The organism is Bacillus sp. FJAT-27225, from assembly GCF_001685025.1.
Taxonomy (GTDB): Bacteria; Bacillota; Bacilli; order Bacillales; family Cytobacillaceae; genus Bacillus_D.
Window position 1 is genome coordinate 301,035 of sequence record NZ_MAYU01000024.1, and the last position, 21,095, is coordinate 322,129.

Annotated in this window: 21 protein-coding genes; 13 read left to right on the forward strand and 8 right to left on the reverse strand. The window is 44.9% G+C overall.

All coding sequences use genetic code 11. From position 1 onward, the window contains the following. Positions 1-60: 60 nt before the first annotated feature. The 3 genes from A8F94_RS22500 to A8F94_RS22510 all read right to left on the reverse strand — a co-directional run bounded on the left by A8F94_RS22500 (position 61) and on the right by A8F94_RS22510 (position 2,081). The gene (locus A8F94_RS22500) at positions 61-1,086 is read right to left on the reverse strand and encodes a Gfo/Idh/MocA family protein (RefSeq protein WP_066206011.1); all 1,026 of its coding nucleotides are present in this window, start codon (positions 1,084-1,086) and stop codon (positions 61-63) included. Positions 1,087-1,230: 144 nt separating this feature from the next. Then, entirely contained in the window at positions 1,231-1,563 is a 333-nt protein-coding gene (locus tag A8F94_RS22505; RefSeq protein ID WP_066206014.1) for a hypothetical protein, read from the reverse strand. A gap of 32 nt (positions 1,564-1,595) precedes the next feature. Continuing rightward, on the reverse strand, positions 1,596-2,081 hold the full coding sequence (locus tag A8F94_RS22510; RefSeq protein WP_066206016.1) for a hypothetical protein: 486 nt from the start codon (positions 2,079-2,081) through the stop codon (positions 1,596-1,598). A 210-nt stretch (positions 2,082-2,291) separates the two neighbouring features. Here A8F94_RS22510 and A8F94_RS22515 point away from each other — a divergent pair, with 210 nt between their 5' ends. The 6 genes from A8F94_RS22515 (at position 2,292) to A8F94_RS22540 (ending at position 6,177) form a co-directional block, all read left to right on the forward strand. Further along, the gene (locus A8F94_RS22515) at positions 2,292-2,573 is read left to right on the forward strand and encodes a hypothetical protein (protein WP_066206019.1); all 282 of its coding nucleotides are present in this window, start codon (positions 2,292-2,294) and stop codon (positions 2,571-2,573) included. Between the two features lie 405 nt (positions 2,574-2,978). Further along, positions 2,979-3,248, forward strand: a complete 270-nt coding sequence (spoIIID, locus tag A8F94_RS22520; protein WP_066206021.1) for a sporulation transcriptional regulator SpoIIID — start codon at positions 2,979-2,981, stop codon at positions 3,246-3,248. A gap of 182 nt (positions 3,249-3,430) precedes the next feature. Continuing rightward, positions 3,431-4,432: a rod shape-determining protein gene (locus tag A8F94_RS22525; protein WP_066206024.1), complete on the forward strand. Its 1,002-nt coding sequence runs from the start codon at positions 3,431-3,433 to the stop codon at positions 4,430-4,432. 398 nt (positions 4,433-4,830) lie between these two features. Then, on the forward strand, positions 4,831-5,118 hold the full coding sequence (locus tag A8F94_RS22530) for a DNA-directed RNA polymerase subunit beta (protein ID WP_066206027.1): 288 nt from the start codon (positions 4,831-4,833) through the stop codon (positions 5,116-5,118). Positions 5,119-5,201: 83 nt separating this feature from the next. Then, positions 5,202-5,633 (forward strand): 3-hydroxyacyl-ACP dehydratase FabZ, encoded by a 432-nt coding sequence (gene fabZ / locus A8F94_RS22535; protein WP_066206030.1) that lies wholly within the window; start codon positions 5,202-5,204, stop codon positions 5,631-5,633. A gap of 247 nt (positions 5,634-5,880) precedes the next feature. Continuing rightward, entirely contained in the window at positions 5,881-6,177 is a 297-nt protein-coding gene (locus tag A8F94_RS22540) for a hypothetical protein (protein WP_066206033.1), read from the forward strand. 250 nt (positions 6,178-6,427) lie between these two features. On the opposite strand, the gene A8F94_RS22545 is transcribed toward A8F94_RS22540, so the two are convergent. Continuing rightward, positions 6,428-6,856 carry a YwpF-like family protein gene (locus A8F94_RS22545; RefSeq protein WP_066206036.1) on the reverse strand — a complete coding sequence of 143 codons (429 nt, stop codon included), beginning with the start codon at positions 6,854-6,856 and terminating at the stop codon, positions 6,428-6,430. 419 nt (positions 6,857-7,275) lie between these two features. Between A8F94_RS22545 and ssb the strand changes: the two genes are divergently transcribed. Continuing rightward, on the forward strand, positions 7,276-7,989 hold the full coding sequence (gene ssb, locus A8F94_RS25205) for a single-stranded DNA-binding protein (RefSeq protein ID WP_077247866.1): 714 nt from the start codon (positions 7,276-7,278) through the stop codon (positions 7,987-7,989). After that, entirely contained in the window at positions 7,982-8,200 is a 219-nt protein-coding gene (locus A8F94_RS22560) for a hypothetical protein (RefSeq protein ID WP_066206042.1), read from the forward strand. The genes ssb and A8F94_RS22560 overlap by 8 nt, the downstream gene beginning before the upstream one ends. A 791-nt stretch (positions 8,201-8,991) precedes the next feature. Here A8F94_RS22560 and A8F94_RS22570 read toward each other — a convergent pair. Both A8F94_RS22570 and A8F94_RS22575 read right to left on the reverse strand, forming a co-directional pair. Beyond that, positions 8,992-11,961: a DEAD/DEAH box helicase gene (locus A8F94_RS22570; RefSeq protein ID WP_066206047.1), complete on the reverse strand. Its 2,970-nt coding sequence runs from the start codon at positions 11,959-11,961 to the stop codon at positions 8,992-8,994. Continuing rightward, positions 11,951-13,564, reverse strand: coding sequence for an SWIM zinc finger family protein (locus A8F94_RS22575; RefSeq protein ID WP_066206049.1), 1,614 nt, complete (start codon positions 13,562-13,564; stop codon positions 11,951-11,953). The genes A8F94_RS22570 and A8F94_RS22575 overlap by 11 nt, the downstream gene beginning before the upstream one ends. Positions 13,565-14,171: 607 nt before the next feature. Here A8F94_RS22575 and A8F94_RS25975 point away from each other — a divergent pair. Next, a complete protein-coding gene (locus tag A8F94_RS25975) occupies positions 14,172-14,336 on the forward strand; it encodes a hypothetical protein (protein ID WP_175384496.1) in 165 nt (54 codons plus the stop codon). 44 nt (positions 14,337-14,380) lie between these two features. On the opposite strand, the gene A8F94_RS22580 is transcribed toward A8F94_RS25975, so the two are convergent. Continuing rightward, positions 14,381-14,875, reverse strand: a complete 495-nt coding sequence (locus A8F94_RS22580; protein WP_066206055.1) for a sigma-70 family RNA polymerase sigma factor — start codon at positions 14,873-14,875, stop codon at positions 14,381-14,383. A 414-nt stretch (positions 14,876-15,289) separates the two neighbouring features. Here A8F94_RS22580 and wecB point away from each other — a divergent pair, with 414 nt between their 5' ends. The 4 genes from wecB (at position 15,290) to A8F94_RS22600 (ending at position 19,967) form a co-directional block, all read left to right on the forward strand. After that, positions 15,290-16,429, forward strand: coding sequence for a non-hydrolyzing UDP-N-acetylglucosamine 2-epimerase (gene wecB, locus A8F94_RS22585; protein ID WP_066206058.1), 1,140 nt, complete (start codon positions 15,290-15,292; stop codon positions 16,427-16,429). Positions 16,430-16,676: 247 nt separating this feature from the next. After that, positions 16,677-17,333, forward strand: coding sequence for a 5-bromo-4-chloroindolyl phosphate hydrolysis family protein (locus tag A8F94_RS22590; RefSeq protein ID WP_066206059.1), 657 nt, complete (start codon positions 16,677-16,679; stop codon positions 17,331-17,333). After that, positions 17,330-18,526, forward strand: coding sequence for a toxic anion resistance protein (locus A8F94_RS22595; protein ID WP_066206061.1), 1,197 nt, complete (start codon positions 17,330-17,332; stop codon positions 18,524-18,526). The genes A8F94_RS22590 and A8F94_RS22595 overlap by 4 nt, the downstream gene beginning before the upstream one ends. A gap of 484 nt (positions 18,527-19,010) precedes the next feature. After that, the gene (locus A8F94_RS22600; RefSeq protein WP_066206064.1) at positions 19,011-19,967 is read left to right on the forward strand and encodes a CPBP family glutamic-type intramembrane protease; all 957 of its coding nucleotides are present in this window, start codon (positions 19,011-19,013) and stop codon (positions 19,965-19,967) included. A gap of 63 nt (positions 19,968-20,030) precedes the next feature. Here the strand turns inward: A8F94_RS22600 and A8F94_RS22605 are convergent, their stop codons facing one another. Further along, a complete protein-coding gene (locus A8F94_RS22605) occupies positions 20,031-20,879 on the reverse strand; it encodes an STAS domain-containing protein (RefSeq protein ID WP_066206067.1) in 849 nt (282 codons plus the stop codon). Positions 20,880-21,095: the final 216 nt, after the last annotated feature.

Here is a 21,095-nt window from a genome sequence, read left to right on the forward strand (position 1 = left end):
TATTTTCTTAAACAGAAATAAAAGAAAGGCAAAGCGCTGGGACTTTGCCTTTCTGTTAAATTACTTAGGAGATACTTCATAAGCCCGAAGAATAATTTCCATTGCTTTCTTGCCTTCCTCGCCATTGATAAGCGGCTCGGTATTGTTGTTGATTGCATCAATGAAATCTTTGTATAGAGGCGTATGGCCTTCACCATAAACGCTGTCAATATCGGTGTTGAGCTCTTCTTTATCGTAATCGCGCTCATCCGCAAACTGCCATGTTTTAATCTCATTTACAGCAAGTCCGCCGATAACAACTGTACCTTTTTCACCAAAGATACTTAATGTTTCCTCAAGGTTCTTTGGATAGACTACCGCGCTGCCTTCAACAATGCCGATAGAGCCATTTTTGAAGCGAATCAAAATTGCCCCGAAATCTTCCATCTCAATATCACGGAGGAATGTTTCTCGTTCTGCATGAATTCGCTCAATTTCAGAGCCACCCAGCATCCATTGAAGCAGGTCGATATTGTGGATACACTGATTCATTAGCGTACCGCCATCGAGTTCCGCCGTTCCCCTCCAAGGAGCCTGCTTATAATAATTCATATCCCTTGTCCAAAGAATCCTTGCAGTTCCACTCATAATCCGGCCGAATCTGCCTTCTTCAATCGCCCTGCGGAGCTTTTGAATCGGCGGGTTGAACCTGTTTTGGTGAGAAACAGAAATTTTCTTTCCATGCTCTTTTGCAGCTGCAATAATAGCATCTGCATCCTCGACAGACAGGGCCATAGGCTTTTCAATCAATACATGCGCCCCGTGCTCAATGCAGTCAATCGCATGCCTTGCGTGGTAACCGCTTTCGGTTGCGATGGTGACAACGTCAATTTGCTCGTTTTTGAGCATCTCTATGTAGTCGGTGTATACCTTGACATTGGCATTTTCTATTTTCTCCTCATACTGGCCTTTCTTGTCAAGCGCCTTCTGTTCAACAACATCACTTACTGCAACAAGTTCAGCTTCCTGAATGTTATTGATAAGTGCTTCAATATGTTTGTAGGATATTCTTCCACACCCGAGTATGGCAAATCTCAATTTAGACATAATAACCTCCTGTATTTTAGAAAGACTAATTTTGACGAAAAAAACCTACCGATATTGTATCAAATTATAAATTGAAAGGGAATTGGAGAGCATATTGGCGCAGTGGGCATAAGAAAACTCCCCTGTTCCGGCAGGGGAGCTCGTTTAAAAATCTCTGAACATCTGACGCCTTGGCCTTACTACTGGTTTTGGATTATCGGTATCATCAGACTCACTCTTATTCAGCAGCTCTTCCAGTTTCCTGACTGCAAAAGAAAACTCGTCGTTTGTCATTTCATTCTTTGCTAAAGATGAACAAAGCAGTGCATAGGCTATTGCCTTTGTGTCAATCTGGACGTTCACTTTCACATCAACCTTTGAGTTGCCACTATGACCAATGGCAGCATTGTTTTCATTTGTGTCCTTTGAAACTGATTCAAGCCTTTGTGAATCCTCATCATGATTATTTATCTCTTGTCTGAATCTTGGGCTGGCCATACTCTTCCCCCACATTCCTTGCCTATCCATTGTCAATCATCAATGGATACATCTTGATCCTGGTCTAACTCTTGGCTTTGGTCTGCTTCTGCTCTTGTACGGACCTTTGCAACTGAATCAGCATCTACGCAGATGTCCAGGCAAATCTTTGCGTTACCACTCTTGCGGATTCTGGCAATGTTTTTATTAAAATCAATGTTTTTCGTTTCATTGTCATTATCCACATCGACTTCATTTTCAAAATCGCTATCAATATCAATATCAACGTCGGAACGGCTCCTGGATTCAGAATCTCCGCGGCCAAATGAATTAAAGTTGCTGCTGCTTGATTCATCAAAATGACCACCAAAATTATGGTTATGGTCATGATCATGGTTACGGTCATGACCATGGTCATGGCCCTTGAATTCCTCTTCTCTTATGTTATGCCTTCTATCTAGTCCTGGAAACCAGCCTTTCATTCTATTTCCTCCCTTATTTTTATTCCCGCCAAAATCGGGATACCACACATCGCTCATATATTTTCTCCTCCTTTCTCGCCGGTTTATAAGCAATATATTCCTAAACCCAAAAAGAGTATGGACAGCTGTAATGGATTTAGGTTTTTTTTTCATATTTTTAAAGTTAATTATTTTTTGATTTCCACGTTTGCACTAGGATATATGTCCATCCCAACTTTTAAACCGTTGAATAGACTGTCATTACCAATGGATAAGGAGGAAAGAAAAATGGGTAAAGGTAATAATGGCGATAACGAGTCAAGAAGCAGATCCCGCGCAGATGTAGATTTGGATAATCGTGTGGATAACAGAACAGACGTTGAAAACGAAAATCGAGTAAAGAATAGGGACCATAACACCAATATCGCAAAAATTGAGGATAGCGGAAACGCTAAAATCGACCTTGATATCAGGGTAGATTCTGACTCCAAAGCAAAAGTCCGCGCCAGGGCAGATGCTGACCAGGACCAGGATGCCGATCAAGATTCAGATGTCGATATTGACTTCTAAACAAAGCGGGAGCACCTCCTCCCGCATAAATCCGCCATGCCCATGGCGGATTTTTAGTTGTGTAAAGATGTGCGAAAAGGGGCAAAACAGTCCAATTTTTCGAAAAACTTCCTTGACCCCTTGTCCCTTGTGCATATTCGCCTATCCAAGCTAATAAACTGTTACAAACCTGTACAAGAGAGTGTTTGAGGTGAGGAGTCGTTTGAAGACAATATGTATTTAGCCATAGATTTGATTAGACCATATAGGGTCAGAAAGCGAAGCGCTTTTTTATAAAGGGCGGATGCTTTCTGCCGCATCTTAATCCGGTGAAACCTGCCGGGGTGCGGAAGGCAGTATTTCGTCGAAGTGATAAGCGGGTCTCATTTCACACTTCTCACATCCAACTAAGGGAGGGCGAGTGGTGTGCACGATTACATCAAAGAGAGAACTATCAAGATTGGAAAGTATATCGTGGAGACGAGGAAAACAGTTCGCGTGATTGCGAAAGAATTCGGCGTATCCAAAAGTACAGTCCATAAGGATTTAACCGAAAGGCTTCCAGAAATCAGTCCAGAGCTTGCAAACGAAGTAAAGGAAATCCTTGATTACCATAAGTCGATCCGTCATTTAAGGGGCGGCGAAGCAACGAAAATGAAGTACCAGAAGGAAGAAGAAGGCGAACCGGTCAAATAAATAGCAACCACCAAACTTTTCAAATAAATCCCAGCTTCTTTTTTGTCCATCTCAAGGCTTTTATTCTCGACAAACTTTTACAGAATTCTCCTGAAAAGGTATGGAAAACGGATTCGATATGATACAATAAACAATTAGGAAAGTATGTGGAAACCGTTTTTTCGAGGAGGATATTAGAAGCAATGTTTGCAAGGGATATAGGGATTGATTTGGGAACGGCCAACGTGCTCATCCACGTAAAAGGTCGCGGAATCGTATTGAATGAGCCTTCTGTAGTTGCAATTGATAAAAATACAAATCGTGTCCTTGCCGTCGGTGAAGAAGCGCGCCGCATGGTTGGACGTACACCTGGGAATATTGTTGCAATCCGTCCGTTGAAGGATGGAGTGATTGCCGACTTTGATGTGACTGAAGCAATGCTGAAGCATTTTATTAACAAGCTGGATGTAAAAGGGTTTTTATCCAAGCCGCGCATCCTGATTTGCTGCCCGACGAATATTACAAGCGTCGAGCAAAAGGCGATTAAGGAAGCTGCCGAAAAAAGCGGCGGAAAGAAGATTTATCTTGAAGAGGAGCCAAAGGTTGCGGCAATTGGGGCGGGAATGGATATCTTCCAGCCAAGCGGCAATATGGTCGTAGATATTGGAGGAGGAACGACAGATGTAGCCGTCCTTTCAATGGGCGATATCGTGACGTCTTCCTCCATAAAAATGGCCGGTGATAAATTTGATATGGAGATTCTGAACTATATCAAACGTGAATACAAGCTTTTGATTGGTGAACGGACTTCTGAGGATATTAAAGTCAATATCGCGACCGTCTTCCCTGGCTCACGCAACGAATCCATGGATATCCGCGGCCGTGATATGGTCAGTGGCCTTCCTCGCACAATTACAGTCCATTCAACTGAAATCGAGCAGGCCCTTCATGAGTCGGTCGCAGTCATTGTCCAGGCTGCCAAGAGCGTTTTAGAGCGTACGCCGCCTGAACTTTCTGCCGACATCATCGACCGCGGCGTGATCCTGACCGGAGGCGGGGCACTGCTCCATGGTATTGACCAGCTGCTAGCCGAAGAATTGAAAGTACCGGTGCTGATTGCTGAAAACCCAATGGATTGTGTGGCGATTGGGACAGGCATCATGCTTGATAATATCGATAAAATTGCCAGAAGGAAACTTGGATAATAGAACTTTGAGCCTGGATGGAACGATATCTGGGCTCTTTTTATTCAGGGGGAAATATAGTATAAAATCAGGGAGCTACATTGTCTTCGGATAGTTAGATAGAGCTGCAGGAACATCTTGTTTGTCCGTATCAAGGATTAGCTGCTTAAGGGTTGTTCGTTCGAGTTATGGTTCCATTAAACTTGTTTCCGGGTTTAATTTGGGTGCATTAACCCCTGCTAAACTCCTTATAGTGCGGATGAAAATTGACAAAGACGGCGAGTTTCTCTGTTATTTAACAAAAAAAGCTGTTACATTTTGATTTTTTTCTTATAATAGAGATAAAAGGTACCAGTTTTTTTGCAAAAAAGGGCAGCTGGCTAACGTTTTTGCCTGTTTCCCGCCAAAAGGAGTCAATTATGTCGTCAACAACATATAAGCAAGAACAACCGAAGACGCGTGAAGAAGTGAAAAAAGCACGCCGCACTGAGCATGAAAAGGCTGTACCAGCCGGGTCAAACAGAAAGCGGGTCAGGACACGCCTTATTCCAATTTGGCTTAAATTAGTCCTGTTCATCCTTCTGGTAACTGCCTGTGCCGGTTTAGGTGTTATGTTTGGCTATGGCGTTCTTGGAGACGGAAAGCCAACTGATATTTTTAATGAATCGACCTGGACGCATATCCGGGATCTTGTGACTAAAAAATAATGGAGGAAGGGAGATACCCCTTCCTTTTTTTATTTGGAAACCGTACAATAAGATTAATACTACGTATTAATAGGAGGTACTAAATGCTTGATATTAAGCAAATAAAAGAAATTATTCCCCACCGCTATCCATTCTTGCTTGTTGACAAAATCCTCGAGGTCGAGGAGGGAAAAAGGGCAGTCGGAATAAAAAATGTCAGTGCCAATGAGGAATTTTTTAATGGGCATTTTCCAGACTTTCCTGTCATGCCGGGTGTTCTGATTGTTGAGGCACTAGCACAGGTAGGTGCCGTTGCGATGCTTAAGCGTGAGGAAAACCGCGGCAAGCTTGCGTTTTTTACAGGGATTGATAACTGCCGTTTTAAAAAACAGGTTTATCCTGGCGACCAGCTCCGTCTTGAGGTAGAAATGGTGCGCTTCAGGGGGCCGATGGGCAAGGGAAAAGGTGTTGCTACGGTTAATGGAGAAATCGCCTGTGAAACGGAAATTATGTTTGCCCTGATTGACCAGAAATAGAGGAAACATATTCCAATAACTAATCCGTTTGAACCAATTATCCAAAATGGGGTTTTGATTAGGGGAAATTTGTTAATTAAAACTACATCTAAAGCATGCAGTGCCACATACCTACACCTAGAGACTGCAACTGGCACTGCATGTTTTTTGTTTTGAAAAAAATCCGTAAGTTCCTTTCTGTTTTGGGGAAGCTAATCTCGGGGACCAATGTCCGGTCAAACCACCAACACGAAAGGAGATTTACAAGATGAAGAAGAAACTTTTCGCACTGCTAGCCTCCTCAATGTTTGCTGCTTTAATGCTTGGCGGCTGCGGTACAAATGATGATGAACAAAACCCACCACCTCAGGACAATAACCAGAATCAAAATGATAATTTTGATAACAGGGACGACAATGATGCCAACATCAACAATGATGGCAGGGTGGATGAAGATGGCTTACTGAATGATACAGATAATGGAAACGACAACAATGATGGCAATATGCTGAGGGACAACAACGGAAACAATTTGGACCTCGATGACGACGATAATAATAGATAGGAAACGAAAAAAGGCCTGGATAGAAACCAGGCCATTTTTCCAAGAACGCGGCTTGTGTTTTTACAAAGTTTGCAAGGCAGTTTAAGCCCTAAGCTACACCAGCCAAGGGATTGGAAAAATTTAATCAAACGTTTGATTAACAATCGCATCGTCGAAAAAACACGAAAGGCGGCTTCCTGAATACGGAGCCGCCTTCTAATTTAGAATTTTAAATCGCTGAATTATAACTAAAACCGCTGAATTAATTATTTCATCGATTTTGCTTAAGCCTTGGCTTGCTTTGCATTTTGTCTTTGAATTCAGACAGCAGCCCGCCCCCCTCATAACCCTGGTCGAGAAGCTGGCCAAGCAGCATTTCTGCATAGCCTACCTTTGTCCTGCGGAGTTTTCCTTCAAGCAGGACGCTAATATGTTTCTCAAACTTCTTCAACGTGCAAACCCTGGCCTGAAAAAAGGCAGGATCGTTTTGTCTATTCGTGATAACAACCTGGACAATGCATTCTTTTCCAGATTCCTGATATTTTTTAAAGAACTGGTAGAAGGAAAGGTCGGTGTATGCTTCCATCAGCCAGTTTGATTGCTCATCTTCTTTATTGATAATTAAGCCGCTTTCCAATGGAATTTCAATCGCTTTTTCATCCTCAATGATTTCAAGGGCGATTAATTTAAACGTTTTCACACATCATACCTCCCCTTAGGGTTTTTGTTGCCTGTATTATACCATAAGTTTTCGCAAACTTTGTTGCTATTAGAAATGGCAAAGGATTGGTATCCAGTTGATTGGAGCGGAAGGTGCGAGACTCCTGCGGGACAAGCGGGACAGGTGAGACCCCACAGTCGCTTTGGCGACGAGGAGGCTCACCGCACGCCCCGCGGAAAGCGAGCATCCTGGAGCGAAAATCAACTACTGCTTCGAAACTTTTTTTCTGTACTGGCAAAATCGTCTTATTTTGCATGGAATCGAGTCGATAGTTCACTTTTCCCTTAAGCAAAAGTGACTTTTAGAGGCAAAATGGGCCGTAAAACAGGTTTTTGCCAATTTTACTTAGAAAGGGGACAAGGATAAGATAAAACCATCGAAGGAAAGGAGTTGTGAAGATGATTAATCAAGTAACCCTGGTGGGACGGTTGACCAAGGATCCTGAACTGAAAGTAACAACAGAAGGAACCTATGTGTCGAATATCATACTGGCAGTCAATCGCCAGTTCCGAAATAACCACGGTGACATTGACACAGATTTCGTCCAGTGCACACTATGGAGGAAAGCTGCCGAAAACACTGCCCAATATTGCCGGAAAGGTTCAGTAATCGGAATAACTGGCAGAATTCAAACCCGTAATTATGAAAACAACGAAGGGAAAAAGGTATATGTGACAGAGGTCCTTGCTGAGTCGGTCCGCTTCCTGAGCAGCAAGCCGAAAGAAGGGGGACGCCGGGAAGAAGAGACTCGGAAAGAACGTGAATCAGTTCCGCTTCCTTTCCCTGAAGCTGGTCCGCATCACGGTTCAGCCAATCAGGTCCAGTTTGAGAATCAACACACCCCGAGTACAAATTCGCATCTGGCAGGGGCCGACCCTCACAGAGGATACCCCGGAAATGATGTGTATCAGGGCCAGGGTGGTTATTCCCAGCAAGAACCTGGTTTTCCTCAGGGACCCCCGCGCCAGGAGCAGCCTCCGGGGCCAGGGACCATTTTGCATCAGGCCCATCCGGTTCAACCGTCCTATCCCCATCACCAGCCCAATGCGCAGTCTTCATACCCAAAAGTAGATGCTGTTGTACAGCCAAAGGAGGAGTTTCCGTTTGGATAGGTATAAGAGCAATGTAGCCGAAAGCCTGGAGCTTCTTCTTGAAAGGCTTATTAAGATGACAGGCAGAACCAATGAAACGGTCTGCACTCTCAATAATCGGATCCAGCTCCTTGAAAAACGGTTGGCAGAACATGAACGAACAATTGGATGTACCCGCTCCGATCCCCATAACCAATCTCATCATGACTCTGGTTTCCTTATGCACTTATAAATTTCTATTATCATAAAAACCGACCGATTCGGATCCCATGGCCACCTTCCCATTGCCAATTCGATCCATACAGCCAGCCACAAGCCATTATCCCCTACAGAAAGAGATTCAATCCGTTTCCCCGTTCTCCTGCCCCCTGCTGCCGGCGGTAAATACCCGCCGGTTTTTTATTTTTGGAATCCAGCTCATTATTGACGACATTTTGCTCGTTTTCAAAAGCTGAAACGATTCCAATACATCTTATTGGCGACATTTTGCTCGTTTTCAAAAGCCAAAACAGTTCCAATACATCCTATTGGTGACATTTCACTTGCCACAATAAGCCGAAACGATTCCAACAAAAAAACCTGCCGAAAGTGAACATTGCCTTGCATAAAACCCCGGATTTGGGACAGACTTGTTAAAAACCCCCCTGTAATAGATAAGGAAAGCCGCTGAACTGCCAATTCAGCGGCTTTCCTTTTTTATATGTTCCTATATTGGTAAGACGTCTCTTCGCTGCCTAAGCTACTGAATGGAAAGTCAGTTGAATACAGACTGAAAAGCTAGCTTATCAACTTGTCCATAAATACAGACAACCGACCTCCACCACAAGGATTGATTATATTTACCTCATTATAAGTCCGCAGCTTGCAATAAAGGAACTGTTGATTGGAGCGGAAGGTGCGAGACTCCAGCGGGAGCAGCGGGACAGGTGAGACCCCGCAGTCGCATTAACGACGAGGAGGCTCACCGCCCGCCCCGCGGAAAGCGAGCATCCTGGAGCGCAAATTAACAAACAATTTTTCGAATTATTTTAAAAGAATCAGCTCGCGCAGTTCTTCTGTTGAAAGCTCAGTTATCCAGTTTTCACTCTGAATGATTTGGTCGTTGAGGTGCTGTTTCTTTTCAAGCATCGCATCGATTTTTTCCTCGAGTGTACCCGTGCAAATCATCTTATGGACATGGACAAAGCGCTGCTGGCCAATCCGGTAGGCACGGTCGGTCGCCTGGTTTTCAACTGCAGGATTCCACCAGCGGTCATAATGGATGACGTGATTGGCCGCTGTTAAGTTAAGGCCTGTACCGCCAGCCTTTAGGCTGAGCAGGAAGACAGGGAATTGATGCTCCTGGAACTGGGTAATCATTTCGTCACGTTTATGTTTCGGGACACTGCCATTCAGGAAGGGAACATCGATTCCGAACTTTCTCTTCAGGACTGCTTTAATCATTTGGCCCATTTCAAGATATTGGGTAAAAATCAGGCAGCTTTCATCCTGCTCGAGAACAGAATCAATGAACTCGACGAGTTTTTCCATCTTTGTTGACCTTGAAATCAAGTCACGCCCAGAAGCGCCACTGTCACGTGCTTCATTCGTTTCCTTTAAATACAAGGCCGGATGATTGCATAGCTGCTTCAGCCTGCCTAATAACTGAAGAATCATCCCTTTCCGTTCCATTCCTGTCAGCTTCTCAAGCTGAGCGAATGTATCCTGGACAAGCTGTTCGTACAGGGAAGCTTGCTCAGCCGTCAACGGGCAGTATTCCTTTTGCTCGAGCTTGTCTGGGAGGTTCAGGGCGACCTCTTCGTCTTTCTTTGTCCGGCGAAGCAGGAATGGCCGAATCAGCCCCTGCAGCTCACGGACTTTTTCTTTATTCTCGTCTTTTTCAATCGGAATAATGAAGCGTTTTTGAAACTGACCCAGGCTGCCTAGATAGCCATGGTTTGTAAAATCGAAAATCGACCAGAGCTCGGACAGCCTGTTTTCCATCGGTGTCCCGGTCAGTGCTATATGGTGTCTTCCCTTTAGCTTCCGGACCGCTCGCGATTGTTTTGTATTCGCATTTTTTATGTTCTGAGCTTCATCAATAGCAATGGTGCTCCAGTGAATGCTGGAGAATTCTTCTTCATCCAAATGGGTAAGTCCATAGGAAGTCAGCACAACATCCTGATCGCTGACGAATTCAGCAAATTTCTCACCTTTCAGGCGGTTTGGGCCATAATGAAGGTGAATGCGAAGTCCTGGCGCAAACCGTTCCAGTTCCTTCTGCCAGTTGCCGAGGACCGATGTTGGACAGATAATCAGGGTTGGCGGCTCCGTAGCGGCAGCCGCTCCAGCAAGAGCCTTGGTTGGGTCCGCCGTCGTTCCTTCCCCGCTATCAGCCTTTCGGGTACCGCCCCCTGGATGGCTGCCTTCTTCGGCGGCTTTTTCTTTTACCGAAAGAAGGTAGGAAATAAGCTGAATGGTTTTGCCGAGCCCCATGTCGTCTGCCAGGATCGCCCCAAAGCCGAATTGGCGCAGGAACAAGAGCCAGCTCATCCCTTGCTGCTGGTACGGCCGCAATGTACCGTTCAGGCTTTCAGGCACATCCGCAAGCGGAATTTCCTTGAGTTCGTTCAACTGCTTGAGCATTTGTTTCCATTGTCGATTCAGTTCAATTTGGATTTTCGCAAACGTACGCGGGTTTTCGAGCTCATCGCCCTCCTGTTCAGGGGTGAGTTCCTGCTCAAGCAAATCGCGGACGTGCAGACCTTCCTTTTCGGCTTTCTTCATGATTTCCTGAATCTGGCGGATAAATGCGGGGTCGAGTTTTACCCAGCGGCCTCGAACATAGACTAGGCGCCTTTTCTCCTCAACCATTGACCTGAATTCATCTTCGGAAAGTTCGACGCCATTCATCGAGAAGCGCCAATTGAAATCAAGCATTGCCTGCAGGCCGACAAATGATGGCCGGTGGCTCGATGTGCCTTTAAGTGAGGCTTTAACGCGCAGGTTGGCGTTCTTCATCGCTTCCCACCAGCCTGGCAGGAGTATTTCTACGCCCAGGGCAAGCAGGATTTCACTCGACTCTGTCAGGAAAATCCACGCCTCCTCTTCGGAGAGGGACGTTTTCAGCCTGCCGTAAACACCCAGGGAAGGAATCAGGCTTATCCAGCGCTTTTCCTCCTGGCCGGCTTTTTCCAGGTATGGCTTCCAGGAAGCAGGGACATTTGGGTCATCAATCCTGTATATGTCGTCAGGCTTTCGTTTGCTCCGTAAAAATACCTCAAGGAGCCAGAAGCCTTCGCCATCCTCCGGCTCGTCAAGCCGGAGCCCGACAGTGAATGGGGTCTCGCTTTCCCTAATTCCAACCCACTCAAGCCAGGAGTCCTCGTCAAAATAACGGGCAAGCGCGGCGGCTGGAATATTCTTGCTTTCAAGCAGTTCAAGTTTGGGCCCAAACAGCGCACGCATTTCGGTGTTACGGGTCAGATACGCGTCGAGCGCTTGATTATAAAGGTCCTCAATGAAGTCATAAGCTGTCACCTGGACCGGGGTTTCCTCAGGTTCCGCAGACAGTCCAGGAACAGTAACAGCCTGTTCCCAAAAAGAGCTTTCAAACTCATCACGGACTCTCGAAGGAAGACGCCAGCGAAATGTCCCGGTCTCCCAGGACTTGAAGTCAGGAAGCCATTCTTTTTCATGGATGCCTTCATAAAGGACATGCGCCGCCGCAAGACATATTTCAGCTGCCTCGTTCCAGTCCCAGTCAAAGAACCGGTTGAAAGACTCACGGGCAAACAGCGTGACCAGCTGCCAGGCATTCAGTTCAAGCAGTTCAATTCCGTCCTGTTTGACAGGGTCGAGGAAGGCACCGTAATAGCTTTCCGGATGCCGGCTGAACAGCGTGAATTTCCAAATATCAACCGGAAGCCATCCGCCGCTTTCATCTTGTGCGGATAGCAGGTAGCCTGAGTCTTGTTTTATCAAAAGTAATTTAATGAACCGTTCATTGTACATCGATTAGCTTACTCCTTTGGCATTCTTCATGAAATGCCCGCAGCCGCTTTGTCCGCTCCAGCAGCTCCTCGAAAAAAGCATTCCATTCATCCAGCCGTTTCTGCTTTTTATACAACGTCCGAAGTTTCTTCAGCATCCGGACAGCCTGCTTATAGCCTGGCCTGTTCTTGGCAGCAATTTGCTTCGCTGCCGACTGATGCAGTATCGACATGACCGCCTCGGGCATTTCCTTTTCCAGCACCTTTAGCCTTGCGCTCGGCAGGTCGGCGTACTGGTAGCCCATATACGATTGCAATTCAGCCCACTTTGCATAGTCTCCCCGCTCAAACAGCAAGCTCCCGTACTCATAGTAGGTGTAAGGGAGCGCCTGATGGAGAAGCCGCTCTAGTACATCCGAGCGTCCGGTTTCTTCGACATATGGGAGAGCGGATTCAACGACACTTCTGGCAATTTGTGAGCGGCCCTGATAACCTTGTATACTGGAAAGGACACCTTTCAGCTTCTGAATGATCATATCAAGATACGGACCCACCCGGTTCCATTCCTCATAAGCATTCATTTCATCAATCCAGTGCAGAAGGAAAGGAGAAGCTTCCTTTTCTTTGAGTATAGAAAGGTGGCCAAGAACGAGTGCATCCTCCTTAAGGAGGAAATTCAAGTGGGCAGCTGCAATCACGACTGGAAGCCCATTTTCTCCGCTTTCAATTAATTCCTCAAGCTTTCCCAACTCTTCTTCAAGCCATTCCTTCTTTTTAAAAAGGCCGGTCCAAATCCCCATATAGATAAATGTACGCTCGTACCTGAGCAATGGAACGTCGGTCAAAAGAACACGTGTATCTTCCCTGAGCTTCTGAAGAAATGGATCGAACCCCAATGGCTTGGCCCGATGTCCAAGCCTCGCTGCAATGCTCGATGCCTCATTGCCAAGGTCTGTAAATAGATGCCGATAATAACGGTTGACCATTTCATCTGTATGGCCTACCTCCCGGCTAAAGCGGGCAAGTTCCGCGAATGAAAACACATTTGCCGAGAGCTGGTATAGGAGGCTCCATTCCTCGCCGCGTGGCGAGTCAGCCTTGATCCGCCGCCAATATACTCCAAACAGCTCACTGACCACATATGGATTCACATTTTTCTTTGCACGCATAATCGACCCAAAGTTTTCTGTAAACGACTCAATCCAGGCAGGATAATCCTGTTTCAGTGCGCCATTTGCCTTAATCAGGTCGCGGGCTCGCTGCATGCCCCAGGCTGTAGCAGCCCGCTTTTCTCTGACAGGATAGCGCCAATCCTCAATCCATTCAGCGACAGAATCAGTCCGGCTGTATGCCGTGAAAAAAACAGCCAGCTGATGCCGGCAAAGGCCGTGGCCTGGACACGAACACTCATTCATTTCGGGAAAAAGCAGCTCCAATGTAACCCGGACCGGGACTACATCCTGAACAGTTGCCGTAACCGTTTCTTCATCCATCCGCAGCTGTGAAACCATTCCCTGGCGATACAGCATCATTCCCTTTTGCATCAGGCGCGCATCTTCTTCTGAATGCGGCGACAGCATATCCCGAAGTTTTTCTGACGTTATCTCCAGCCCTTCATTCCGCATCCGCACACACCTCTTCCTCTTTCATTTATAAAAATTCACCTTGTGTTGTTTAGCTCAAACTACTGGTCTTTGACAGACCTATACTACACACCGCAACAGTTTTCATTCCGACGTGGAAATGAGGAGAGTAATCCATTCCCGCCGCCATGAACATTCCGTTAGAGGCATGATAATTGAAAAATCGGCATTCTACTATTATACCCCAAATCAGGGCAGTACAGGAGACCTGTACATGTTTTCAGTGAAAATCCAACGTGTCCTCTTTAAAGACTTTGTAGTCGCTTTGGACTGTTCAACAAGGGGCTAGGCTATATGGCTTTTCCCCCACTTTGTACCTTGCTCGGTTTTTTTCCGCTTTTTATTTGATCACATTTGCTCATTTACGAACATAAAATTATTCTATAGGAATATTTTTATCCTATTGTTTGGAGCGTATTGGTTTATAGAACGAAAAAAGCGGGAAGTGGCAAACTACTAGTTTTATAAAAACGAAGAATAGAGGCGTGCACAAAATGTACAAAAACAAAATCTTTGGAAATTCATTTACATTTGACAACATTTTTACTAGAATGATAGAAAAGATAGAAAAAGGGGGAACGAACTCGAAGTGAAAGGAAAAAGCGTGGAAGAAGGCCAGTTGCTGTTTTTTGAGATATTAAAGAAGGCCTATGAAAAAGGTGTCACTGAAACCGAAATGACAACCAGGAAAATGATTGAGGAATTGAAACTTGATTTGAAAAATATGCCGATTGCAGAATCGGATCGTTTATAAAACAAAAGGGGCATTGAGCCCCTTTTATTTTTTTGCTTAGAATGCTATTTGAATATACTACCCTTTAATTTTTGCTGAGCCCTGCTCCGCCAGCTTTTTACAGTGGAAATACTGACATTTTCAAGCGCGGCGATTTCGCGAACGGTCAAGTCATCCCTGCATGTATAAACGAGCCATTTTTTCTGATTAGCGGTAAGGATGTCGGTACAGGCATCAAGCAATTCGGTTAGTTCCGTTTCGCTTGCCTTACGGTCCTCAATTGTATCCCAAAGTTCCGATTTTAAATAAATAGTCCGTTCAAATCGCCTGCTGGACCGGGTGATCTCAATCATCATCCTTCCCTTAATGAACCCGTAGGCGTAGGATTCGAATTTCCCTTTCGATGGGTCGAAGCCGCGTACCGCCTCCCAAAGAGCAATGAGCCCGATTTGGTAAAATTCATCTTCATTTTTCTGAATATGGAGAGAACGGATAATGCTGTTGAGCATAGGCTCATATTGAGCAGCGATATGCTCGAAATTTTCAAGATAACGTTCCATTTTGTACGTCCTTTTAGAAGCGCGCTTGCCATGTATTCCCGGGTAAGACAACCATACCGCCTTTGGCAGCAACGGTCGAAAGAGGCAATTTTTCTTTTTACGTATAAAAAGGCTTGAAAATTGACGTAACACGTATAGGCAATCTGTCGTTTTACTTCGGTTAGCGGCTCTAAAATGACTTTTTGGCATATTTACTGAAAATTAAATTTCATTTAAGGGTTTAGGCGAGTTTAACTAGGAAGCGTGGGAAGTGGGCGAGGAACCATCATCAGAGAGAATTTCCTAGACAGGATTAGGATAAGGATAGGCTTGAGTTAACATTAATGTTTCTATTCATCTTTTATAATCATTTTGAATTGCTCTTCGTATAATGAAGGGAAGATTAGGATCTTAATGATTGGAGATAAAGAATAGATGACAGTAAAAGTAATGACTGTTTTCGGTACAAGGCCGGAGGCAATTAAAATGGCTCCGCTTGTAAAGGAACTCGAGAAGCATCCGGATAAAATAGAGTCGGTTGTAACAGTCACTGCACAACACCGGCAGATGCTCGACCAAGTATTAAATATTTTTAATATTGTTCCAGATTATGATTTAAATATCATGAAAGACCGGCAAACGCTTATTGATGTAACTGTGAGAAGTCTCGAGGGGCTGAACGCTGTGTTTCAGGAAGCGAGGCCTGATATCGTTCTCGTTCATGGTGACACATCCACAACATTTGTCGCAAGCCTCGCCGCTTTTTATAATTCCATCCCTGTCGGACATGTCGAAGCTGGCTTGAGAACATGGAACAAGTACTCTCCATTTCCCGAGGAACTGAACCGCCAGTTGACGAGTGTATTTGCTGACTTGCATTTTGCACCGACTAACCAGTCCAGGCAAAATCTGCTTTCAGAAAATAAAAAGGCCGAGGATATTTTCGTAACCGGCAACACAGCGATTGATGCGTTGAAGACGACTGTTAAAGAAAATTATTCTCATCCTGTTCTTGAAAAAATTGGCGGTGACCGCCTCGTATTGATGACTGCTCATAGACGGGAAAATCTCGGAACTCCTATGGAAAATATGTTTAGGGCAATCCGCAGCTTGGTGGAAAAGCATCAGGATATTCAAGTTGTTTATCCTGTCCATATGAATCCAGTCGTAAGGGAAATAGCGGGGCGTATTCTTGGTGACAATCCGCGTATTTCCCTAATTGAGCCGCTGGATGTGATTGATTTTCACAATTTTGCCGCGAGGGCACATTTAATCTTGACCGATTCTGGTGGTGTACAGGAGGAAGCTCCTTCGCTTGGCGTTCCGGTACTAGTACTCCGCGACACTACAGAACGTCCTGAAGGAGTGGCTGCCGGTACCTTGAGGCTCGCTGGAACGGATGAAGAAACGATTTTTGCGCTTGCGGACGATTTGTTGACCAATCCAGAAGCGTACAGCTGCATGGCCAAGGCATCAAATCCTTATGGGGACGGTTTGGCCTCAGCCCGAATTGTAAAGGCGATTTTGTATCACTTTAAGCAATCTGAAAGGCCGGAAGATTTCAATAATGCATAAGGATACAGGCCTCTGTCGATAATGGATGGAGGCTTTTTTAATTTAGTGGAGGCAACTTAGGATAAAACTCAGTCTTGAGACCTAGTTGATTCTACAATTTCAGCCGGTGGAAAGATAATGCCAATTCGTGTATTGTTAAGGTATGGAAACCAGTATTTACAAAATATATTTTTGTATAAATTGAAACAATTTCACTTCCAGCAACGTATTAACAGATATAGCTATTAAAGTCAGGAGTCGATGCGGTATGAATCCATTTCTATCGTTTTTATTGAAAAGCTCGATCGCTGTCCCTACCGCTGTGACAGCGGGAGCGATAAGTTTTTTTGGTTTTGATACTGGACTGCTGCTGGCAACAGGGATTTCGGCGGCCGGCGGTTTTACGGCCTACAAGTCGGTAGGCATGTACACCAATTCCCAATTCTTGAAGAAGCACAGCCTGACACGGAAGGAATACCGGTATATTAAACAAAACCTTGAGGAAGGAAAGCGGAAAATCAACCGCCTCCACAAGGCTCTCTTTTCAATAAAGAATCTTCCCTCACTGAAGCAGCGGATTGAATTGCTTCGTATAACTAAAAAAATATACAAGCTGACGAAAGATGAACCAAAGCGATTTTATAAGGCGGAACGATTCTATTTTTCCCATCTCGATTCCTTAATTGAACTTGCCGAAAAATATGCATTCCTTTCAGCCCAGCCAAAGCGGAACCCCGAGATTGAATTGAAGCTCCATGAAACACAGCGGACGCTCGATGATATGGCGGATATAGTTGAGCAGGATTTATATTATATAATCCGGGATGATATTGACCATCTTGATTTTGAAATCGATGTAGCCAAAAAGGTGATTGAAAAACAAAGAGGTATCAAAATCCCAGAGGATAACAGGAGGCTAAAATGAGCGAAAATAATATACCTTCCCTAAACTCGAATAATATTCTTGATGATATTTTGTCTGACCCGTTCGGCGCGAATGAAAACCCTGCAGTGGCATCTGCTCCAGTAGCGGAGGAGGGAAAGCAGGTCAGGCTGATCGATGTGCTTCCTGAGGAAAACAAAGCAAAAGCCTTGCAGCTTGCCGATCAAATTGATCCAAAAAACCATCAGGCCATGATCGCCTATGGGACGCAGGCGCAGTCAAAACTGCTCTCTTTTTCGAACACCATGCTTGAGCATGTCCAAAAGAAGGATGTCGGGGAAATTGGCGAAATTATTAATGATCTGATGAAACACTTGTCCCATGTGAATCCAGACGAGTTGAATCAAGAGAAAAAAGGATTAATTTCGCGGATGTTTGGAAAGGTGACTGGCTCAGTCCAGGAGGTTCTGTCGAAGTACCAGAAGACAGGCGCGCAGATTGACAGGATATCCGTGAAGCTTGACCGCAGTAAAAATACTCTCCTTGCCGACATGGCCCTTCTTGAGCGCTTGTATGAACACAACCGCGAATACTTCAATGCATTGAATGTCTACATCGCGGCTGGCGAATTGAAGTATGATGAATTAATTCAGAAGACAATCCCGGCAATGCGCAGGGAGGCGGAGGCATCTGGAGACCAGATGAAGGTCCAGGAAGTTAACGACATGATGCAGTTTGCCGACCGCTTGGATAAGAGGATCCATGATTTGAAGCTAAGCAGGGAATTAACTGTCCAGAGCGCACCGCAAATCAGGCTCATCCAAAATACGAACCAGGCGCTTGCCGAGAAAATTCAGTCGTCAATCATGACGGCGATCCCGCTTTGGAAAAACCAGGTCGCAATAGCCCTGACCCTTATCCGCCAGCGCAATGCGGTTGAAGCCCAGAAGCAGGTTTCGAAGACAACAAACGATTTGCTGTTGAAGAATGCGGAAATGCTGAAAGCAAACACCATTGAGACAGCCCGCGAAAACGAACGCGGCCTCGTTGAAATTGAAACACTGAAGCGGACGCAAGAAAGCCTCGTCTCGACTCTTGAGGAAACATTGCGGATCCAGGAAGAAGGGCGCAATAAGCGTCGCCAAGCCGAGCACGAGCTTTCGCTCATGGAGAGCAATTTGAAGCAAAAGCTGCTTGAAGTTAAAGGTGACACAAACCGGAAACGGATTGAATAAAGGATTGATGGAAAGCTGTCGGCATAAGTATGCCCGCAGCTTTCTTTTTGTCTGTTTTACCGGTGAACGAGGTGTTCAACGAACGATTAGGACAATGTTTAAATGAATCAGGACAAAGCTGTTTCCAACTCTTTTTAGTCTAAAATCCGATTATCCCTTCGACATTTTTTTAATTTTTTAAAGTCTTACATCCTATGCTACGTTGCGTTTTCTGCTGTTTTCAATCAAACGTTTGATTAAAAATGGATTTGTCGGATTGCTGGGCAAGATGTCGAAATTGCCCCCTGAAAGAGGCTTCAAAAAGTTGATGTTTAGTCAAGCGGAATATGATAAGCTAAGGAAAAAATAGTCAGGAGCAATTAGTATGGAATGGAATAGCAGATGGCTATTGGGCTGCGGGCTTTTTTTGCTGGCCGTAAACGGAATTGGGTATCTTGTCATTCAATTTGTTGGAAAATAAAAGGATGTTAGTGGGGAATAGGACTTGGTAGACGATCTAGTTAGGCCGGTATCAAAACGGCTATTCTTTTTGCTTCTAATTGTGACAGTGGGCTCTGAATTGGCCCTTTTTCTTTCTCGGTATAGTTCTTTCTTTACTGAAATATATGATGCGATCATGATTGTATCCATTTTTGTGGCATGGAAACTTCATCCGAGGCTGGCAGGCCCAACTGGAAGGAAAGCAGCCGGAACGTTAAAGGATGCGCTTGGGTTCACTACTGACATGCCAGATAGCAAACATAAATTTTGGAATAGAGGATATGCTTCCCAATTTGCGGCTGCTTTCCTTTTATTCTACATGGGATCAGCGGTAGTTAACTTTTATTCTACTATTCTCTTTCCCGGGTTTAACGATCAGTATGAGGAGTATGTGGAAGAATCGGTTGAGGCAGTAAATGGTGAGTGGAATCAAGTAGGTGAAGAGGAAGGGCTGATTGAGCCGGGTGCCACAAATTCTCTAATCGACTGGTTTGAATTTGAAGGATACGATTTCTATACTTCCGCCCTTGCAGGGTTCGAGGAGGTTTACCGGCTTGGCTATATCATCCTGATTTTAATGCTTTTTAAAAAAATCCTTCCAAACAGATGGTCTAAATGGCCAAAAGATGTTTTTTTGATGGCCGCCTTGTTCATCAGCAGCCTATTATTCGGGGTTGGGCATGCTTTGGACACTCCACAGCCATGGGAAGTAACGATTGGTACGGTTGTTACGTTTACAAATTTGGGCCTGTTCCTGGGCATTCTTCTCTTATGGTCACGCAATCTATGGCTGTTAATCGCTGTCCATGGTGTTTATGATATAGTGATAACCTTCGAATGGTATTATTTTGAGTATGCATCTTTACTCTTTTCCGGGCTTCTCCTTACAGTGTGGATCATGGAAACCGCGGTCCGCAAGATAGGGGCTGATTCCGGGACGGAAATGAACATAGGGGAATAGTACAGCTTGGCCATCAAAAAGAAAAGGTCAATAGCAGCCGTCTTTACCGGCAGCTATTGACCTTTATTTTTGCTCTTTGGAAAGCTTATGAACACCCAAGTCACGAAGGGCTTGCTGCATGGTGGCCCTTGTTTTGATTCCAGTAAAATTTAAACCGAGGTTGACAATCGTCTGTGAAATCTCGGGGCGAATCCCGGTTATGACAGCTTGAACGCCTGTTAGTCTCAAGGCATTAAAAATTTGGAACAGTTGATCGGCCACCATTGTATCAATGATCGGCACTCCGGAAACATCGAATATCATTTGGCGGACATTCAGTTTTGAGCTTTCCGCCAATGATACGTCCATAATCAGCTTTGCTCGGCGTGTATCAATAGAACCGACCAGAGGTACAACCGCCACTCCTTCGACAATCGGGACGACGGGGACAGATAGCTCTTCAAGGGCAGTGTAGGCAACGTTCATCAGGCGGTTTGTGTGTAATTCAAACTCCTCCCCTATCACACTGCTGACCCGGTCGAGGAGGGGGTCGATAATTTTTGAAACATCTAGCATTGTAATGGCTGCAAATTTCCTTTTCTCCAGCTCATCGGTAAATACATCCCAAATGACGGTCCGGAAAAAGGTTGCGCTTCTCAGAGAGTCAGTCAGGGAGATTGAATGACGAATTGCGATAGTGGCTGCTTTTTTGCTCCATTCCTCAATCTTGCCATATACAGGGGTTGAATCCAAAAGAGCCTCGCCAAGCAGCCGAACGAGCTCAGAGCAAAAATTAACTTGTTTCTCGCGGGGAATTTCAATAACAGGAAGCCTGAACGTGTTATTTTTCTCAATGATATCTGTAACATTTTTTGCAATAATATGGTCGTTAGCAATGATTTTCTCACCTATATACTGCAATTCATCCTTCATGGCCGTTCTCCTTTTATCTATTCTCTTATTATCATATAGTATTGGCCATGGCTCTCGCAAAATAAAAGGGTTTCATAAATTTAAATAAGGCAGCGGGTTGGGCTGCCTTTAGCTTGGCGGAAGGGCAGATATGGCTTGCCTTTTCGAAATGCGTACAAATACGCCTTTGTCATGACCAAAAAGGCCTGACAACGGCGGGATTCTTATATGTGTATT